Consider the following 16683-nt stretch of genomic DNA (forward strand, 5'->3'; position numbering starts at 1 on the left):
CTTCGTCAGGGATTTGCCGGTATCATGCGGGGTCGGTGTAGGATTTCCACGGCGTCAATCGTCCTTCGGACGAAAAGCGCTGAGCAGTATCAGTGCATGGCCGCGTAGGAGTGTATCATGGCGCCCAGGGCAAGTTGGAAGGGTTATCTCAAGCTCAGCCTCGTCAGCTGTCCGGTCCGGCTCTATCCGGCGACGACGACCAGCGAGCGCATCTCGTTCAATCAGCTGCACAAGAAGACCCATAACCGCATCAACATGAAGCCGGTCGATCCCGAACTCGGGCTCGTCGAGCGCTCGGACCTGGTCAAGGGCTACGAGTACGAGGACAAGCAGTACATCATCATCGATGAAGCCGACCTCGACGCGGTGCGCATCGAATCCAACCACACGATGAACATCGAGGCCTTCGTCGACGAGGGCGAGGTCGATGTCATCTATCAGGACGCGCCCTATTACCTGGCGCCGGACGGGGCAATGGCGGAGGAAACCTTCGCCGTGCTGCGCGAAGCCATGCGCAAATCCGGCAAGCTGGCGATCGCGCGGCTGGTGCTGTCCAGCCGCGAGCGGGTGGTAACGATCGGCGCGCGCGAGAACGGCATGTTCGTGTGCACGTTGAGGAACCCGAACGAAGTGCGTGGCACGGCTGAATATTTCGGCAACATCCCGGCAGGCAAACCCGACCCGGAAATGCTCCAGCTCGCCGAAGCGCTGATCAAGCAGAAGGAAACCACCTTCGATCCGAAGGATTACGAGGACCGCTACGAGATCGCGCTGATGGCGATGATCCGCGAGAAGCTCAAGGGTCACAAGCCGATCATCGCGGCCGCGCCCGAGCGCGGCAATGTCATCAACCTGATGGATGCGCTGAAGGCCAGCCTGTCGCAGTCGAAGCCGCCGGCCAAGTCGAAGAGCAAGGCCGATGAAGTGGCGGCCAAGCCCGCCGCCAAGAAGGCGGCAGCGGGCGGCGCGCCTGAAAATCCGCTGAAGGCCAGTCTGCTCAAGGCGGTCGGCAAGAGCAAGAAATGACGGCACCGGCCGTTTCGGTTCCGGGCGCCGTTTTCGGTACCATCGGCGCGCTGGCGGCGTTCCCCTTGCGTCTCGCCGCGCGTGAGGTCGAGCGCCAGCACGGCCAGCTCAGGCGCGGCATCACCAGGCGCACGACGCATGTCGTGTTCGGCAGGACGGTGTTGGCCAAGGCCGGATTGACGAAAAGCGGCGACGCCGGGATCGAGCGCCGCGTCGCCGCCGAGCGCGCGGCCGGGCGCACGCTGATCAGCGAGAACGGCTTTTTGCGCCTGCTCGGCCTGATGAAGGCGCCGGAGGCGTCGTCATTGTCGCGGCAATCGTTGATCGAGCAATCCAGGCTGTCGGGCGCCGACCTCGACCTGCTCAGCCTGTTCGATGCCTTCGAGCATGACTGCGAACCCTATTCCTTCCGCGACCTGATCCTGGCGCGCAAATATGCCGGGCTGGTGGCCGGCGGCGCCACCTGGGGCGCGATCGCCCGCTCCGTGCACCGCTCCGGCCCGGTCGCCTCGCTCACCGCCAAATCGCTCAATGTCGGCTCGCAGCATGGCCGCCCCGACGCGATCTATCTCGAAGGCGGCCAGAGCGAACTCGACGGGCAATTGCTGTTCGACCTGGGCGCCGCGGCACCAGGCGACGACACGCTGGAAGATTTGTTCGCCGAGGCCGAAGCGGCGGAGGAGGGCGGCGACCATGATGGTGCCGCCGCGCTTTACCAGCGCTGCCTCGCCATCGACCCCAGCGACGCCATCGCCGCCTTCAACCGCGCCAACTGCCTGCGCGCCGGCGGCCACGCAGCGGATGCCGCGCATGATTATGCCAGGGCGATAAAGCTCGACCCTGCCTTCGTCGAAGCCTGGTTCAACCTCGCCGGGCTGATGAGCGAGCAGGGCCGCGACGCCTCGGCGCGAAAGCATTTGCAGAAGGCGATCGCGCTCGACAGGAGCTATGCCGATCCGGTGTTCAACCTGGCCAGGCTGGAATTCGACGCCGGCAATCTGCCCGAGGCGCGGCGGCTCTGGGTGCGGTATCTGGAGCTTGATGCGGAGTCCGAATGGGCCGGGGTGGCCGCCAGGGGCGTGCAGTTCGTGGATATGCAGCTGGCACGGACGGCGGGGTGACCATGATTGGCGAAGGTCGCGATGACAGCAGATCTCCGGCAGGACAGAGGGGGGCGCTGTCCCGCCAACGGATCGGCTCATTTGAGACCGTCTTGCCCGGGAGAGATTTGACTGAAGGCCGGCATTCCTTGGCGCCCCCCTCTGCCCTGCCGGGCATCTCCCCCACGAGGGGGGAGATTGGCAACGTCACTGCGGCGCGAGACGCCCCATGACCAGCTTCCTCTTCGACGGCTTCGACACCGCTCCCGTCACCATCCTGCTCGCGCATGGCGCCGGCGCGTCGATGGATTCGCCCTCGATGACCGCAACCGCCAAGGCTCTGGCTGCGGCCGGCTTCCAGGTTGCCCGCTTCGAATTCCACTATATGGCGGCGCGCCGCTACGGCCACCGCAAGCCGCCGCCGCGCGCCGAGACGGTCAATCCGGAATATATCAAGGCGATCGCCGATCTCCGCGCCAGGGGCGTGACCGGCAAGCTCGTCATAGGCGGCAAGTCGATGGGCGGGCGCGTCGCTTCGATGGTCGCGGACGAGATGTTCGCCAAGGGCGAAATTGCCGGGCTGGTTTGCCTCGGCTATCCCTTCCATCCGCCTGGAAAGCCCGACCAGTTGCGGACAAAGCATCTGACCGGGCTGAAGACGCCGACGCTGATTTTTCAGGGCACGCGCGACGAGTTCGGCACGCGCGACGAGGTGGCGGGTTATGGGCTGTCCGATGCGATCGAGGTGATCTGGCTGGAAGATGGCGACCATGATTTGAAGCCGCGCAAGAGTGTGTCGGGATTCTCGACGGCGGATCATCTGAAGACGCTGGCGGAGACGGTGAAGGGTTGGGCGGGGCGGTTCGCGTCCTGACCCGTCCATGAAACTCGCCACCTTCAACATCAACAACATCAACAGCCGCCTCGAAAACCTGCTGGCATGGCTGGCGGTGGCGAAGCCCGATGTCGTCTGCCTGCAGGAACTCAAGGCGCGCGACATGCAGTTTCCGCGCACCGCGCTTGCCGATGCCGGCTATGGCGCGCTGTGGAAGGGCGAGCCGACCTGGAACGGCGTCGCCATCCTGGCGCGTGGCGCGGAGCCGGTGCTGACCCGCGATGCCTTGCCCGGCGACGACGCCGACCGCCAGAGCCGCTACATCGAGGCGGCGGTCGACGGCATCGTCGTCGCTTGCCTCTATGCGCCGAACGGCAATCCGCAGCCGGGGCCGAAATTTCAGTACAAGCTGGCCTGGCACAGGCGGCTGGAGGCGCATGCCGGGCAGTTGCTCGACACCGGCCTGCCGGTCGTGCTGGCCGGCGACTACAACATCGTGCCCGAGCCGCGCGACATCTATGCCACGCGCTCCTATGACGACAACGCGCTGGTGCAGCCGGAAAGCCGCGCCGCATTCGCTGCCCTCATCGAGCAGGGCTGGCTTGACGCGCTGCGCAAGGTCTATCCGAAGGAGACGCTCTACACCTTCTGGGATTACCGCAGGAACCGCTGGCCGCGCGATGCGGGCTTAAGGCTGGACCACATCTTGCTGTCGAAGACGCTCGCTCGCCGCCTGAAGGGGGCGGGCATCGACCGCGACGTGCGCGGCGAGGACGGCGCCAGCGACCATGCGCCTGTCTGGGTGGAGTTGAAGTAGGTTGCGGCCAACGAAGCAAGGAATGTCCAGCCATTTCCGTGCGTTCGCGCCCACGCGGCATTCGCACCGGCGGCCACTCGACTCCGCCGCGGCCTTGCGTAAGATCGGTCGCGGCGAGGGAATTCGATGCGACCACAGCCTGCCAATATCGAGGCCGATGCCGTCATCGGCGGCATCATGAGCCTTGCGCCATGACCAGGGTTGCCGACAGGTTGATGGCGGTGCTGCTGATGGCGCTGGCCGCGGCTTGCCTTGTCCATCTCTATCTCTTGCCGGGCAGCAAGGATTTCGGCCTGACGGCCATGCATGAGCCTTGGGCGACGCAGATGGCGGTCTTCTCGCTGCTGGCACTCGCCTGCCTCGTCGGCGCGGTGCTGTTCTGGGCCGGGCTGTTGCCGGGGCGGCCGGCACGTCTAGCCGGGACACCGCTGTTCGGCCGCGCGGCCGACGTGCAGGAGACCGGCAGGCCCGGCCTGCGCGCGATCTTCTTCGCCTTGCCGTTGATCGTGCTGGCGGCACTGGCCATCGACCGGTTCGGCCCGTGGGGCGGCGGCGAGGTGACCGCCCAGCCGAATGAACCGAAGGTGGCCGAACCCAAACCCGCCGAGCCGAAGGACCAGGATGTCGCCAGCGCACCACCGGCACCTGAGCCGGGTCCTGCGCCGGCCCCGCAACCAGTTCCGCCACCGACAGCCGCCAACCCGCCGCCGGCACCCGCGCCGCAGGCGCCGGCCGCTCCGCCGGAGGTCGCGGTCATTCCACCGCCGACCGTGGCGCCGTTGCCGCCACCGCCACCGGCGGCGCCGACGCAGCCCGACGGCCATCGCGAGGCGGTCGTCTGGCTTGCGGTGGCGCCGGACGGCCGATCGATCATGAGCGCCAGCACCGATCGTGTGATCAAGCTGTGGGACATTGGCGGCAAGCACCTCATCCGCAACCTCGGCGTCCACAAGGACATGGCGCGCACCGCGCTCTATATGCCCGACGGCGTCAGCGCCCTGACGGGCGGCGACGATGGCGAGATCGTGCTGCGCAAACTTGCCGACGGCGCCGTGCTGCATGTCTTCCAGGCCGGCCAGAATGGCGGCGTCAACAAGCTGGCCATCAGCCCGGACGGCAGGCGCGCCGTCAGCGGGCATGACACCGGCAACGTCATCGTCTGGGACCTGGTCGACAATTCCGTGCTGCATGTGCTGAGCGGGCACGACTGGTCGATCAGCGCGGTCGCCGTCTCGCCCGACGGCAAGCAGGCGCTCAGCGGCAGCATCGACGGCACGCTGAAACTCTGGGACATCGAAAGCGGCAGGCAATTGCGCAGCTGGCACGGCCACAAGCAGGGCACATATGGCGCCGTCTTCACCGCCAACGGGCATCATCTGATCACCGGCAGCGGCGACCTGACGATCAAGGTCTGGGATCTCGACAGCGGCCGCGAGGTAAAGCGCTTCGAGGGCCATGAAGGCACGATCTATACACTGGCGCTGTCGGCCGACGGCAAGCGCTTGCTGTCGGGCTCGCTCGACGGCACGGCGCGGCTGTGGGACATGGAAACCGGCAACCAGATCGCCATGTTCGACAGCCAGACCGGCCCGATCTACGCCGTGGCTTTCGCTCCGGACGGCACAGTGTTGACCGGCGGCTACGACCGCACCATCAGGGACTGGCCGGCGGCTGGAGGGGATGGCGTGGTGCTGTTTGCCGGCGCGCCGGAGTGAGAGCTGAAAGCAGCTGGAGCGTCAACTGACGATCCGTTGTCGAGCGGAGTCAGTTTATGGCATCACGTCTCCACGGGGTTCGAGGCGAAGCAATATCTCACGCGCCTCGACATCGATTTCTTCTCGTCTGTCATCGTCGCTCGGATAATCCGCCAGTCGGCGTAAATCCTTTTCGAGGCCACGAAGAGTGTCGGTCGGCAATCTCTGCACGATCAAATTGATGCAATGCCACTTTTGAGCCCATCCGTTCCCTGAAGGACTTGTGAGATCGGATCAATCAGCGGTGGCCCGAGGGTCACAAGGAAATCGGCGAGGGGGCTGGCTGCCGGCCAATTGCTATCGGCTGTCCAATCCAGCAATTCGTCCAAAATCGGTGCTACCGCGGGATAGCCTGCTTTGACAATCAAAGGGATTGAGTCGAGATCGTACTTGTCGCGTGGCGGCAGGCTCTGCAGATCAATCATACAGCTCGCTTTCTGCATCAGTGCTTCATCGAAGAATACCAGAAGGTTGCTGTCAATGATGGCGTGCATGCCAGCCTTTCCAGCATCACGAACGCCAACATAACCGGCACCTTCCACTGTCGCCACATCCGCCATTCCCGTCCTTGACCCTCCCGCCGTCCAAGCTATGGTCGCACCCATGCCAGCACCCAGTCTCATGGCCAACGCGCCGCTCATCGTCATCGACCTCCAGACCGGAATGTTCGACGGCCTGCACGAGCCGCCGATCCACGACGCGCCCGGCATTGCGGAGCGTGCCCGGGCGGTGATCGACTGGGCAAGGCGGGATGGACGCAAGGTCGCTTTCGTCAGGCATGATGGACCTGAGGGCGATCCGCTGGCGCCGGGTGAGCCGGGTTGGCCGGTATGGCCCGCTCTTCAGCAAGCCGATCATGAACCGACCTTCGCCAAATCCGTGCGCGATGCTTTCAGCAATTCAGCCTTCGGCGACTGGGTGGTTGGGCAGGGGGCCGGTGGAATTGTGATCGTCGGTGCGCAGACTGATTTTTGTGTCGCGGCAACCGTCAGGGCCGCAATCGCCAGAGGGCTCTGCGTCACCGTGGTTTCCGACGCCCACAGCACGCTGGACAGTGCCAGCGAGAGCGCTGAGCAGATCATCGCCAGGCACAATGACGAATTCGCCGAGGCCGGCGTCAATCTGGTGACGACAAAGGCGCTGGTTGGCGGTTGAAGCGGCAACGACGATCATGACAGCCCGGCCTGCCGGACGGATCACAATGCCAAGCCATGGTCGACGCGGACGGGGCGGCGCATTGTTGGGGATGGCTGGGCGCCCGCGTCAACCAGGGCGGCTCGTACCGCCGCGATAACACAATGGCACATTGCGGGGCCGCCGAAACTTCCGCGAAAGCGGAATAGGCAAGAGCCGCGGCGCGGATTCGCGCTCTGTCTCGCCGGCACCAGCGGCAATTGCGCGAAACAGTTTCCTTGGCTGCCGCATTGACCCACGGCAGGCGGGCGGCGAGGACTGGCGTGCCTATGGGCTTGGCGACATCCCGCCCGACGCGCTGGCGAGGGCCGGCGCGATGCTGGCGGCCGCCGGCGTCGCGATCATGACCAACGCGCCCGGCAACCATGCCTTCCCGCCGGTGGCGGCCCTGCGGCAGGCCGGCGTCACCGTGTTCAGCGGTTCCGACAACATCCGCGATTCCTGGTGGCCCTATGGCGATGGCGACATGCTGAACCGGGCCAACATGATCGGCTACCGCTCCGGCTTCTACGAGGACCGCGAGCTCGCGGCGGCCTTCGATGTGGTGACCCATGCCGGCGCCAGGGCACTGGGGCTGGCGGACTATGGCATTGCCGTCGGCGCCAAGGCCGACTTCGTCGCCATGCCGGCACAGCACGTGCCCGAAGCGGTGGTGGCCGTGCCGAAGGACCGCACGGTCTACCGGCGGGGCAAGGCCGTCGCCAGAGATGGCAAGGTGCTGGCGCGCTGACACGCTCTGCCGGCAGAGGGCGACGTCGCGGATTGCGCACACATCAATCGACCGCCTGAGCCGATCGGGCTGGCACGGAGGACAGCGCGCGTTGATCAGGCGGCTGCTGGCCGAAATAGAGCAAGCCGCCCAGGACAAGGAAAACGATCCCAACCGCCACAAGTCCGACCATCAACACGGCGACCGCCGTGCCCGGGCCGTGGCCTGTTCTGGTGATGATGGACCGATGGTGCATGGCTCTTCCTCCGAAATCCCGTCCGGTCAGCAGATCTTGCGGCAAACGACGGCGGAGGCGGGATGTTCCCGGTGACGGCCCACATCGGCCTTTTGCGTTTCCTTTTGGGACCAAGGTCTTAGGTGAGGTATGCAAAGGTCCGACGGGTCCTGTTCGGTTCCGGCAATGTCCATCGGATGTTCCGCTATTTTAGCCAACTCGGATATGAAGGCTTTGCCCTGTCGAGGGCCAATTCGGGCGTCGAGCAGAGCAGATATCGGCCGCCCGGCATCTGATAGCGGTGTGCCAACTTTCACATTCATTGGAGAAAATGCCCCCCAGAAGGCAGGTGAAGTGGAACTTGGTTCAGTCCGGATGTCGCGGCAAACAGGCCGTTGCCGAGAAGCGGAACCATTTGAGGAAGCTCACCGGCTCGCAGGCCAAGCGGGCCCGGGAACCCTGGATTGCCGCAAGCCCGGAGGATTACGCGGACATTGCGGGGAGGGAGCGCTTGCAGGTCTGAAAGGGCGTTGGCCCTCATGTCTCGTCGAACCGCCCCTCGCGTGTCGGGTGCCGCTTGATCGCGGCTTCTTCCTCGTCGTCGGGCAAGGCGTCGTCGCTGTGCTGGAGAGCGTTGTCATCGTCCTCCTCCGGCAGGTCGCCGTCCTTTTCGACGGCGTACCGCATGTCGCCGTTTTCCGACACGGTATCGGGCAGGATCTGGGCACCCTTGATCGCGTCCCAGTCCTGCTGCTCGATGGTCGGACCCTCGACCTCAGGGCTTTCGTCATCGCCGGTGCGTGGTTTGCTGCGCGGTGCCATGCTGGCCTCCAATCCTTGAAAAGACTGAAAGCGAAACTCGAGGTGCGGTGGTTGGTTCCCGGTCCCCGTGGCAAGGGGTTCGGATGCCCTTCGGACTTGAGCTTGCGGGTGCAACTACCCCAGCCACCACCACAGCGCCGCAACCACCACCGCAACGGCGGCAAGCGCCAGACCCAGCATGATGTAGGAGCCCTTGATGATGTCGCGGATGATCTTCTTGATCGTCTCGCGGTCGTTGAGGTTGGGGAAGGGTTCGTTGGGCAGCGCCACGCCAAGGAAATCGCAGAGCGGCGCCCAGCCTTCGGTCACCTTGTAGACCAGCAGTCTGTCCGGGGGCACGGCCGCCTTCACTTCCTCGACATAGGCGTTGTATCGCGCCACCGCCTTGGCGCGGTCGTTCATCACGCCATCCAGCGTGCGGCCCCATATCAGCTTGCGCGACATGTCGCCGAATTTCCAGCCGAAGGGCGTCAGCCATTCCAGGATCCTGAACTGCCAGACATTCTCGGTGAAGTAGATCGTGTCGATCGTGCTTTCGTACCACGCCTCGGCGCCGCGCGGATGCAAGGTCAAAAGCACCTTGGCGTCGGGGAAGGCGGCCAGCAATTCCTTCCACACACAGCAGCCGGGATTGTCGACTGTCGCCGTATAGTTGGCGAAGACGCGGTTCCAGTCGTGCTGGCTGCCGGGTGGGCTGTTGGCCACCTTGCGCCAGAAATCGAGATGGCCCTTGTTGGCCTTGTTCATGATCACTTCCTGCATGTGATAGCAGGGCAGACCGAGCCTGTTCAGCGCGGCAAAAGTCGACCACGTGCCGGTGCGGCCGAAACCGGCTCCGATCAGTTTGAGCGTCATTTCCCCATCCCCCGGACTTATTTTCTGCGCCACCCGCAGTCCGTGAGCATCAAATTGCTCCCGACCAGGTCAACGCGCAACAAATTTCGAGGCTGGGCTAAGGTCGGACGATCACATAGTTGCGTAGTTGCTAAAATAATGAAACTTTATAGGCGGGCATTGGGAATTCGGGCAGGGAGTCGTGCGAAACCGGTGGTTTCGGCGATGCGGGATCGATGTATTTTGGACAATTTCTCGTGGGGATGTCAGCCACGACCACCTTCGTCGCGGTCTGGGCTTACATGGCCACCGGTTCTTTCTGGAAGGCGCTGGGCTGGACGATAGCCGTGCTGGTGGTCCTCCAAGTCGGCTATTTCGCGCTCGTCATGCGGCTGATCTACAGTCGCGCACGCAAGGCGGTGAGCGACGGTGAGGTCGACGGTGTTCCGCCGCTGCATCGCGACGGTGTTTCGCTGTGAGGCCGATCACTTGTGAGGCCGGATACCGGGGATAGATCGGCAGTGGGACGACCGACTACCAGCCCCCTGTTCCCGGCCGGCGAGCCTTTTAATGTCTTCCATGACGGCATGTGGAACGACAGCGTTCGCTCTACGTTAGCTGTCGCCAAGGCAATCGACGGTTCGCGTTCTATGGAAAGAGCACGTTGGATGCATCCTCCGAGTCAAGTGCATTCCGCGACATTCCTCAAATCCGGTAATTAATCGCGGATTGTCAAAAGCATAGATTGCGCGCTTTCGCTCGATTTCGAAAAAAATAGAAAATAGGCATTTGTTGGGCGTGTCGCATTTATTCCACAAATCGAAATGGAACCTCGTGACGGTGGCCGAGTTCTCCCACAGGGCCGGAAGCCCGGATAATGGATATGGAGGTTGTTATGAAACATTATCTTTCGAGTGCGGCAGCCGCGATCGTCCTGATGGGCGGCATCGGTGCGGCCCTGGCGGATACCATCGTCGTTCAGCCGGAGCAGGAAACTGTGGTTCGCGAATACGTCAAGAAGCAGCCGCTGGCGTCGGTCAATCTGCTGGGCCTTGAGCTCAAGCTCGGCTCGCCGGTGCCCGATAAGGTCGAACTGCGCGAAGTGCCCAACGTCAAGTATCGCGTCGCCGTGATCAACGACCAGACTGTCCTGGTCGACCCGGACACCCGTCAGATCGTAGAAGTGCTGCACTGACCGGTTCAGCATCAGGCATTTGAAAAAACCCGCTACCAATCTGGTGGCGGGTTTTTCTTGCCAGCTTTTGCCGCCGCCTATTCGGCGGCCAGCTTGTCCTGCGTCTTGGTGTCGAAGTCGCTGGCGTCGTGGCGCTCATGCAGTTGCAGGGCCGGCTCGCCGAAGGCGCGGTTGACCATGCGGCCGCGCTTGACCGCCGGCCGGGCGTCGATGGCCTTGGCCCAGCGCTGGACGTGCTTGTATTCCTGCACCGACAGGAACTCGCCGGAATCATTGTACATGCGTCCGAGCGCCAGCCCGCCATACCAGGGCCACACCGCCATGTCGGCGATCGTGTAATCCTCGCCGCCGAGATATTCCGTCTCCGCCAGCCGGCGGTCGAGCACATCGAGCTGCCGCTTGGTTTCCATGGCGAAACGGTCGATGGCATATTCGAATTTCTGCGGCGCGTAGGCATAGAAATGGCCGAAGCCGCCGCCCAGATACGGTGCCGAACCCATCTGCCAGAACAGCCAGGACAGGACTTCCGCGCGCGCCGGCTGCTCGGTGGGCAGGAATTCGCCGAACTTTTCGGCGAGATAGACCAGGATCGAGCCGGATTCGAAGATGCGCACCGGCGTGGCGCCGCTGCGATCCATCAGGGCCGGGATCTTGGAGTTGGGGTTGACCTCGACGAAGCCGCTGCCGAACTGGTCGCCATCGTTGATCCGGATGAGCCAGGCATCGTATTCGGCGCCCTTGTGGCCGCGCGCCAGAAGCTCCTCCAGCATGACGGTGACCTTGACGCCATTCGGCGTCGCCAGCGAATAGAGCTGCAGCGGATGCTTGCCGACGGGCAATTCCTTGTCATGCGTCGGCCCGGCGATCGGCCGGTTGATGCTGGCAAAGGCGCCGCCATTTGCCTTGTTCCAGGTCCATACTTTCGGCGGGGTGTAGTCTGTCATGTCGGGCCTCGGGTGGGGATGGGAAGGATGTGATTGAGCGGATGCATCTACAGCTAGGGCCGCGGAGGCGAAAGTTCAACTTGCGTTGAACTATTGTTTTATGTGGGCGCCGCGCCCCCAGCCCTTCAAAACGCCCACTGGAACTTTTGATCTGCCTGAAGGCGGACCGGGCCTTCACCGTTCGAAACTCGAAAGCCAAGCAATTGGCTTTTCGTGGCCTGCGGCCACCGCTTCTCACCCCTTGCAGCATCCCCTCCGAGCCATACCTATAGGAGAAGCCGCCAAGCATTTGCATCGCAGGACAAAATCATGGCCATCAATCCCAATCCGCGCTCCGTCGTTGCCGTGCGCGCCACTGTTCCCGAGGATGCCTTCACCGCCGGCGCGCTGGGCACGCTCAGGGAAGGCAGTGGCGTCGTCATCCGCAATGACGGGCTGGTGCTGACCATCGGCTATCTCATCACCGAGGCCGAAGAGGTCTGGCTGACCGCGCATGACGGCCGGGTCATCCCGGCGCACGCGCTGGCCTATGACCAGGAATCGGGTTTCGGCCTTGTCCAGGCGCTGGCGCCGACCGGCCTGCCGGCCGTGGCGCTGGGCGATGCCGGCAAGGCCAGGATCGGCGACGCGGTGGTGCTTGCCGACGGCGTCGGCCGGGCGGTCGAGGCCAAGATCGTCACCAAGCAGGAATTCGCCGGCTATTGGGAGTATCTGCTCGACGAGGCGATCTTCATCGCGCCAGCGCATCCGTCCTGGGGCGGGGCGCCGCTGTTCAGCGCCGACGGGGCGCTGCTTGGCATCGGTTCGCTGCGCCTGCAGATGAGCCGCGCCGGCGAGGTCGCCGATATCAACATGGTGGTGCCGATCGACCTGTTGCCGCCGATCCTCGACGATCTGCTGACGCGCGGCCAGGTGGCCAAGCCGCCGCGCCCGTGGCTCGGCGCCCTGTCGGCCGAAAGCGACGGCAAGGTGGTGGTGATGAGCGTGACCGAGGGCGGCCCGGCGGCAAAAGCCGGCCTGCGCCAGGGTGACGTCATCTCAGAGGTGCGCGACGGCGCCGTCGACGGGCTCGCGGATTTCTATCGCAAGCTGTGGGACAGCGGCTCGGCCGGCGCCGAGATCCCGATGCGGGTGGTGCGCGACGGCCGCGAGACCTGGCTGCGCGTCAAATCCGCAGACCGCGGCAGTTTCTTGAAGAAGCCGCAACTGCAATAGGCCCGGTGTCGGCCCGGCAATGCACCCCAGACTGCTCAAGACCTTCCTCGCGGTTGCGCGCAGCCGCAACATCACGCGTGCCGCCGAGGCGGTTCACCTCGCGCAATCGAGCGTCAGCGACCAGATCCAGTCTCTCGAGGCCGAACTGGGTGCTGCCCTGTTCACGCGTTCGAAGTCCGGCCTTGAACTGACGCCGGCGGGGCTGGCGCTGAAGCCGATCGCCGAAGAGCTGCTGCGGCTCGACGGCGAGGCGCGCGCCGCGGTGCTGGCGGCTGCCGGGCGCAGCAGCGGGGAACTGACCATCGGCGCGCTGGAAACGATCGCCTCGGCCCGGCTGGCGCCCTGGCTTCCGGGGTTCCAGGCTGGCCATCCCGACATCACCGTGCGGATGAAGGTGGCCGACAGCGGCACGCTGCGGCGCCTGCTGGAGGACGGCGACATCGACGTCGCCTTCTGCTTCGAGCGTCAGAACGGTGCGAAGCGCGCCGCCGACGGACGCCTGGCCAGGCGCACGATAGGGGCCGAACCGCTGGTGCTGGTCGCGGCTCCCGGGCAAGCCGCCGCGCCGCGCGACCTGGCAGACCTGGCCGCTCTGCGCTTCGTGGCGACGGAGCCCGGATGCGTCTACCGGCACATGTTCGACACCGCTTTTGCCGAGGCGGATATGGTTCCGCCCCAACCCGCGGCCGAAGTCGGCAGCATCGGCGCCATTGCCCGGCTGGTGGCGACGGGTGCCGGGCTCGGCCTCCTTCCCCGTCTCGCCGTCAGCGATGCGCTGGCGCGTGGCGAGCTCAGGGAATTGCCATGGCCCGGCCGAATGCGGACGGCACCACTGACGATGATCTGGCGACGCCGGCGCATCCAGCCGCCGGCGCTCAGGCAATTGCTCGCCGCCGCGCGCGACGCGCTGGTGCCGGAACGTCTTGAGACGGGCTCAGGACTTGAATCGGCAGATGGCTCCAAAGCATTGTTTCCAAACAACTCCCTGGCGAAGACCGCCACCGGCTAAACCAGCCGGTGCCCGCCTTCGACATGCAGCGTCGTGCCGGTGGCAAATCCGTTGCCGATGAGGAAGAAAATGGCGTCGGCGATGTCTTCGGGCTGGCCGACCCTGCCGACCGGCAGCCGCTCGGCCATCGCCGCCAGCATCTCGGCCTTGCGGTCGCCGGCGACCTGAGCCCAGATCGTGGTGTCGACCCAGCCGGGCGAAACGGCGTTGACGCGGATCGGCGCAAGTTCGACGGCCAGCGCCCGCACCAGCCCTTCGAGCGCGGCGTTGACGGCGGCGACGACCGAGCCGCGCGCGGCCGGCCGGTAGGCGGCGATGCCGGAGATGAAGGTCATCGAGCCGCCCGCGGCAAGCCGTGGCGCGCCGTGCTTGGCAAGCAGCAGCGGGCCGAACAGCTTGCTGTCGACCATGCGTTGCGCCGCCTTCAGGTCAAGCTCCGGCAGCAGCCTGTAGGCGCCGTCGATGTCGGCCGCCGTGCTGACGATGTGGTCGAGCCCGCCGATCTCGGCGAACAGCGCCGCAACCTGGGCTTCCCGGGCGATGTCTACAACGGCAACGTCCAGGCCGGCGGGATTGCCAAGCGCCTCGCTCGCCTGTTGCAGCCTGTCTCCGCTGCGCCCGGCGATGATGACCATGGCACCGGCCTCGAAGCAACGCCTGGCCAGCGCCAGGCCCATGCCGGAGCCGCCGCCGACGATCAGGATCTTCTGGTTCGAAAGGTTCATTTCGCTCTGCCTTTGCTTTGATGGGACAAGGACAGGGGATTGGCAGGTCGGTGTGCCGAGAAGGAAACGGAAGAAACCGATAGCGTCATCGGAAATGCCGATGACGATGCACGAATGCGGTTTCGGTCAGCGCACCAGCGGACTGTCCCAGACGGCGAACAGCAGCGCTTTGAGCTGGTCGAAGCGCTCCGGCCCGAGCTCGGTGCGCCACTCCTCCTCGATGTCGCGCAATATGTCGACCATCTTCCAGAAGGCGGCGTGGCCGCGTTCGGTGGCGTGCACCACGCGCGCGCTGCCTTCGCCGTCGGAGCGGACGATATAGCCGTAGCCTTCGAGGCTGCTGAGCAACTGGTTGATCGCCTGTTTGCTCATGCCGGCACGTTCGGCGATGGTGCCGGGGCGCGCGCCGTCCGGGCCGGGAAACTGCAGCACGGCCATATGCGGCAGGCGCAATTCGTCGAAACCGGCGGCGTTGAGCTCCTTGATCAGCCGGCGCTGGATGGCCTGCGCCGGCACGCGCAGCAGGGCGCCGATCAAAAGGTCCGTGGTCTTGGTCTGCAGGACTTCTGTGGAGGTGGCCATTGACGATCCGGTAAATTGAGTTTACTGATTGCTAGTAAATGTAATTTACCGGAGGGGTTCGCGCAATGTCGGCCATGGATCTTCAGGTCAACCCAGCCAATGAGACCATCGGCACCAAGGGGCTGTCGGTCCGTTTCCTGGTGTCGGGCGAAAATTCGAACGGCAGTGTCGCCGCTTTCGAACTGATGGTGCCGGGCGCGCAGCGCCTGCCCGCGCCGGCGCACAGCCACGATCATTACGAGGAAACGATCTACGGGATTGACGGGGTCTTGACCTGGACCGTGAACGGCAAGCCGATCGAGGTTGGGCCGGGGGAGGCGCTGTGCATTCCACGCGGCGCCGTCCACCGCTTCGACAATAATGGCACCCGGGCTGCCAAGACGCTGTGCGTCATCACGCCGGCGGCAATTGGTCCGGACTATTTCCGCGAGGCATTCGGTCTGCTCAACGCCGCTGCCGGCGGGCCGCCTGACAAGGCTGCGATGATGGAGATCATGCGCCGCCACGGCCTGACGCCGGCGATGCCGCCACCGGCCTGATGCCGGCCGAAGGCCCAGCGCGCGTCACTTATTCCTGGCAAGCAGCGAAGGCGTCGCCCGAGTTCCAGTCCCGGAATGCGATGGTCTTGCTTTCAACCGACACGGTCTTGTGTTTGGTGCTGCCGTCCGGTTGCTGCTTCGAACTGGCGCCCTTGCCGGTCAGCACGTTGTAGTCGCAGGCGCTGGCGGCATTCTCCTGCAGGTAGTCATCGGAATCGTAGGCGAAGCCGGCAACGATGAAGGCGCCGTCGCGGTAGGCGATCGTCAGCGTCTGGTTGGTGCGCTCGCTGCCGATCTCTGGCGCCGGCAGATAGAATTTGATCGAGCCGTTGGGCAGCATCGTCAGCTCCGGCTCGGTGGCGGAGTTCTCGTAGCCCGGCCGGTCGTAACCGTTCCACTCGCCACCGATCTGTTCGCTCACGATTTCGACGGGCTTGAGGTAATTGTGCTCCTTATCCCCGAGGAAGAAGTGGATGTCCATCGGGTCGGTCGGCGCGGTCTCGACCACCATGGCAAGGTCGGGAGCGCCGTCGCCGTTGAAGTCGCCGGTCAGCGCGGTGATGATCTTGCGGGTTTCAATCGGTTCGGCCAGCGCCACGCCCGGCAGCAACAAGGCAAGGCCGAAAAGCAGAGATTTCATTGTGGCGTGTTCCCCAGCGTGGCATTTGTGGTCCTATAGCACGGTGGGGAAGCGTCGCGCTCCTGGCGCAAGGAAAGAGCGGATCGAGGGGAACCCCGATATCAAGCAATGTCAGCACGACGTTTGCCGAACGCTGGAACTTGACCATGCGGATGCACATGCGCCGCTTCACTCGCCTGACGAATGGGTTTTCCAAAAAGATCGAAGCTCACGCCAACGCCGTGGCGCTGCATTTCATGTACTACAACTTTGTGCGCATCCATGCCACGCTGTGCGTGCCTCCGGCGACGGCTGCTGGCGTGACTGACAAGCTTTGGGAAATCGCGGACGTCGTTGCGCTGATCGAAGCGAAAGAGGCTGAAAACCGACCGCGCGCGGTCCCTGCAAAAAGAGGTAAAAATGGCGAGGGCTTTGGTCGAAAGGTTGATTGGAAGGCGTATCGAGCGGATCCAAAATTCAGAGCCTGGCTATGGGATTGGAATAATCCTTAGCGGGAACGCCTCTTTCA

Annotated in this window: 19 protein-coding genes and 2 pseudogenes; 14 read left to right on the top strand and 7 right to left on the bottom strand. The window is 64.5% G+C overall.

The features are described from left to right. The first annotated feature begins 117 nt into the window (after positions 1 to 117). The 5 genes from FJV80_RS15860 to FJV80_RS15880 all read left to right on the top strand — a co-directional run bounded on the left by FJV80_RS15860 (position 118) and on the right by FJV80_RS15880 (position 5493). Positions 118 to 1026 (top strand): Ku protein, encoded by a 909-nt coding sequence (locus FJV80_RS15860; RefSeq protein ID WP_095775078.1) that lies wholly within the window; start codon positions 118 to 120, stop codon positions 1024 to 1026. Next, positions 1023 to 2147 carry a tetratricopeptide repeat protein gene (locus tag FJV80_RS15865; protein WP_142876870.1) on the top strand — a complete coding sequence of 375 codons (1125 nt, stop codon included), beginning with the start codon at positions 1023 to 1025 and terminating at the stop codon, positions 2145 to 2147. The genes FJV80_RS15860 and FJV80_RS15865 overlap by 4 nt, the downstream gene beginning before the upstream one ends. A 208-nt stretch (positions 2148 to 2355) precedes the next feature. Next, positions 2356 to 3000: an alpha/beta fold hydrolase gene (locus FJV80_RS15870; protein ID WP_095775080.1), complete on the top strand. Its 645-nt coding sequence runs from the start codon at positions 2356 to 2358 to the stop codon at positions 2998 to 3000. 7 nt (positions 3001 to 3007) lie between these two features. Next, positions 3008 to 3778, top strand: coding sequence for an exodeoxyribonuclease III (locus tag FJV80_RS15875; protein WP_142876871.1), 771 nt, complete (start codon positions 3008 to 3010; stop codon positions 3776 to 3778). Between the two features lie 191 nt (positions 3779 to 3969). After that, positions 3970 to 5493: a WD40 repeat domain-containing protein gene (locus tag FJV80_RS15880; protein WP_142876872.1), complete on the top strand. Its 1524-nt coding sequence runs from the start codon at positions 3970 to 3972 to the stop codon at positions 5491 to 5493. A 212-nt stretch (positions 5494 to 5705) separates the two neighbouring features. Here FJV80_RS15880 and FJV80_RS35055 read toward each other — a convergent pair whose 3' ends face one another. Beyond that, the gene (locus FJV80_RS35055) at positions 5706 to 6092 is read right to left on the bottom strand and encodes a DUF5071 domain-containing protein (RefSeq protein ID WP_246688984.1); all 387 of its coding nucleotides are present in this window, start codon (positions 6090 to 6092) and stop codon (positions 5706 to 5708) included. A 43-nt stretch (positions 6093 to 6135) separates the two neighbouring features. Here FJV80_RS35055 and FJV80_RS15890 point away from each other — a divergent pair, with 43 nt between their 5' ends. The 3 genes and pseudogenes from FJV80_RS15890 (at position 6136) to FJV80_RS34550 (ending at position 7766) form a co-directional block, all read left to right on the top strand. After that, entirely contained in the window at positions 6136 to 6687 is a 552-nt protein-coding gene (locus FJV80_RS15890) for an isochorismatase family protein (RefSeq protein ID WP_095794057.1), read from the top strand. Positions 6688 to 6991: 304 nt separating this feature from the next. Continuing rightward, positions 6992 to 7456: pseudogene (locus tag FJV80_RS15895) on the top strand (amidohydrolase family protein); the annotation flags it as partial. Between the two features lie 91 nt (positions 7457 to 7547). Further along, a complete protein-coding gene (locus tag FJV80_RS34550; RefSeq protein WP_185975218.1) occupies positions 7548 to 7766 on the top strand; it encodes a hypothetical protein in 219 nt (72 codons plus the stop codon). A 441-nt stretch (positions 7767 to 8207) separates the two neighbouring features. Here the strand turns inward: FJV80_RS34550 and FJV80_RS15905 are convergent, their stop codons facing one another. Then, positions 8208 to 8492, bottom strand: a complete 285-nt coding sequence (locus tag FJV80_RS15905; protein ID WP_095775085.1) for a hypothetical protein — start codon at positions 8490 to 8492, stop codon at positions 8208 to 8210. A 114-nt stretch (positions 8493 to 8606) separates the two neighbouring features. Continuing rightward, complete coding sequence (locus FJV80_RS15910; protein WP_142876873.1) at positions 8607 to 9347, bottom strand: sulfotransferase family protein; 741 nt, start codon at positions 9345 to 9347, stop codon at positions 8607 to 8609. 215 nt (positions 9348 to 9562) lie between these two features. On the opposite strand from FJV80_RS15910, the gene FJV80_RS15915 reads away from it, so the two are divergent. Continuing rightward, the gene (locus FJV80_RS15915) at positions 9563 to 9805 is read left to right on the top strand and encodes an exopolysaccharide production repressor protein (RefSeq protein ID WP_142876874.1); all 243 of its coding nucleotides are present in this window, start codon (positions 9563 to 9565) and stop codon (positions 9803 to 9805) included. A 416-nt stretch (positions 9806 to 10221) separates the two neighbouring features. Beyond that, positions 10222 to 10521, top strand: a complete 300-nt coding sequence (locus tag FJV80_RS15920) for a DUF1236 domain-containing protein (protein ID WP_095775199.1) — start codon at positions 10222 to 10224, stop codon at positions 10519 to 10521. 77 nt (positions 10522 to 10598) lie between these two features. Here FJV80_RS15920 and yghU read toward each other — a convergent pair whose 3' ends face one another. Continuing rightward, the gene (yghU, locus tag FJV80_RS15925) at positions 10599 to 11465 is read right to left on the bottom strand and encodes a glutathione-dependent disulfide-bond oxidoreductase (protein WP_095789277.1); all 867 of its coding nucleotides are present in this window, start codon (positions 11463 to 11465) and stop codon (positions 10599 to 10601) included. A 309-nt stretch (positions 11466 to 11774) separates the two neighbouring features. Here yghU and FJV80_RS15930 point away from each other — a divergent pair, with 309 nt between their 5' ends. Further along, positions 11775 to 12680: a S1C family serine protease gene (locus FJV80_RS15930; protein WP_095200613.1), complete on the top strand. Its 906-nt coding sequence runs from the start codon at positions 11775 to 11777 to the stop codon at positions 12678 to 12680. A gap of 19 nt (positions 12681 to 12699) precedes the next feature. Continuing rightward, positions 12700 to 13689 (top strand): LysR family transcriptional regulator, encoded by a 990-nt coding sequence (locus tag FJV80_RS15935; RefSeq protein ID WP_142876875.1) that lies wholly within the window; start codon positions 12700 to 12702, stop codon positions 13687 to 13689. Here FJV80_RS15935 and FJV80_RS15940 read toward each other — a convergent pair. Both FJV80_RS15940 and FJV80_RS15945 read right to left on the bottom strand, forming a co-directional pair. Further along, entirely contained in the window at positions 13686 to 14414 is a 729-nt protein-coding gene (locus FJV80_RS15940) for an SDR family oxidoreductase (protein ID WP_142876876.1), read from the bottom strand. The genes FJV80_RS15935 and FJV80_RS15940 overlap by 4 nt on opposite strands. Positions 14415 to 14540: 126 nt before the next feature. After that, the gene (locus FJV80_RS15945) at positions 14541 to 14996 is read right to left on the bottom strand and encodes a MarR family winged helix-turn-helix transcriptional regulator (RefSeq protein ID WP_095793594.1); all 456 of its coding nucleotides are present in this window, start codon (positions 14994 to 14996) and stop codon (positions 14541 to 14543) included. A gap of 65 nt (positions 14997 to 15061) precedes the next feature. Here FJV80_RS15945 and FJV80_RS15950 point away from each other — a divergent pair, with 65 nt between their 5' ends. Further along, the gene (locus FJV80_RS15950) at positions 15062 to 15535 is read left to right on the top strand and encodes a cupin domain-containing protein (protein ID WP_142876877.1); all 474 of its coding nucleotides are present in this window, start codon (positions 15062 to 15064) and stop codon (positions 15533 to 15535) included. A gap of 28 nt (positions 15536 to 15563) precedes the next feature. Here FJV80_RS15950 and FJV80_RS15955 read toward each other — a convergent pair whose 3' ends face one another. Beyond that, positions 15564 to 16175: a hypothetical protein gene (locus tag FJV80_RS15955; RefSeq protein WP_142876878.1), complete on the bottom strand. Its 612-nt coding sequence runs from the start codon at positions 16173 to 16175 to the stop codon at positions 15564 to 15566. Between the two features lie 104 nt (positions 16176 to 16279). Between FJV80_RS15955 and FJV80_RS35060 the strand changes: the two are divergent. After that, positions 16280 to 16666, top strand: a pseudogene (locus FJV80_RS35060) (hypothetical protein); the annotation flags it as partial. Positions 16667 to 16683: the final 17 nt, after the last annotated feature.

The organism is Mesorhizobium sp. WSM4310 (assembly GCF_007003935.1).
Classification (GTDB): Bacteria; Pseudomonadota; Alphaproteobacteria; order Rhizobiales; family Rhizobiaceae; genus Mesorhizobium.

Coding starts and splice junctions, on each gene's coding strand:
- FJV80_RS15915 (WP_142876874.1), top strand. CDS start 9,563: ATGTATTTTGGACAATTTCTCGTGGGGATGTCAGCCACGACCACCTTC.
- FJV80_RS15905 (WP_095775085.1), bottom strand. CDS start 8,492: ATGGCACCGCGCAGCAAACCACGCACCGGCGATGACGAAAGCCCTGAG.
- FJV80_RS15940 (WP_142876876.1), bottom strand. CDS start 14,414: ATGAACCTTTCGAACCAGAAGATCCTGATCGTCGGCGGCGGCTCCGGC.
- FJV80_RS15920 (WP_095775199.1), top strand. CDS start 10,222: ATGAAACATTATCTTTCGAGTGCGGCAGCCGCGATCGTCCTGATGGGC.
- FJV80_RS15865 (WP_142876870.1), top strand. CDS start 1,023: ATGACGGCACCGGCCGTTTCGGTTCCGGGCGCCGTTTTCGGTACCATC.
- FJV80_RS15875 (WP_142876871.1), top strand. CDS start 3,008: ATGAAACTCGCCACCTTCAACATCAACAACATCAACAGCCGCCTCGAA.
- yghU (WP_095789277.1), bottom strand. CDS start 11,465: ATGACAGACTACACCCCGCCGAAAGTATGGACCTGGAACAAGGCAAAT.
- FJV80_RS15955 (WP_142876878.1), bottom strand. CDS start 16,175: ATGAAATCTCTGCTTTTCGGCCTTGCCTTGTTGCTGCCGGGCGTGGCG.
- FJV80_RS15890 (WP_095794057.1), top strand. CDS start 6,136: ATGCCAGCACCCAGTCTCATGGCCAACGCGCCGCTCATCGTCATCGAC.
- FJV80_RS15910 (WP_142876873.1), bottom strand. CDS start 9,347: ATGACGCTCAAACTGATCGGAGCCGGTTTCGGCCGCACCGGCACGTGG.
- FJV80_RS15945 (WP_095793594.1), bottom strand. CDS start 14,996: ATGGCCACCTCCACAGAAGTCCTGCAGACCAAGACCACGGACCTTTTG.
- FJV80_RS15930 (WP_095200613.1), top strand. CDS start 11,775: ATGGCCATCAATCCCAATCCGCGCTCCGTCGTTGCCGTGCGCGCCACT.
- FJV80_RS15860 (WP_095775078.1), top strand. CDS start 118: ATGGCGCCCAGGGCAAGTTGGAAGGGTTATCTCAAGCTCAGCCTCGTC.
- FJV80_RS35055 (WP_246688984.1), bottom strand. CDS start 6,092: ATGGCGGATGTGGCGACAGTGGAAGGTGCCGGTTATGTTGGCGTTCGT.
- FJV80_RS15870 (WP_095775080.1), top strand. CDS start 2,356: ATGACCAGCTTCCTCTTCGACGGCTTCGACACCGCTCCCGTCACCATC.
- FJV80_RS15880 (WP_142876872.1), top strand. CDS start 3,970: ATGACCAGGGTTGCCGACAGGTTGATGGCGGTGCTGCTGATGGCGCTG.
- FJV80_RS15935 (WP_142876875.1), top strand. CDS start 12,700: ATGCACCCCAGACTGCTCAAGACCTTCCTCGCGGTTGCGCGCAGCCGC.
- FJV80_RS15950 (WP_142876877.1), top strand. CDS start 15,062: ATGTCGGCCATGGATCTTCAGGTCAACCCAGCCAATGAGACCATCGGC.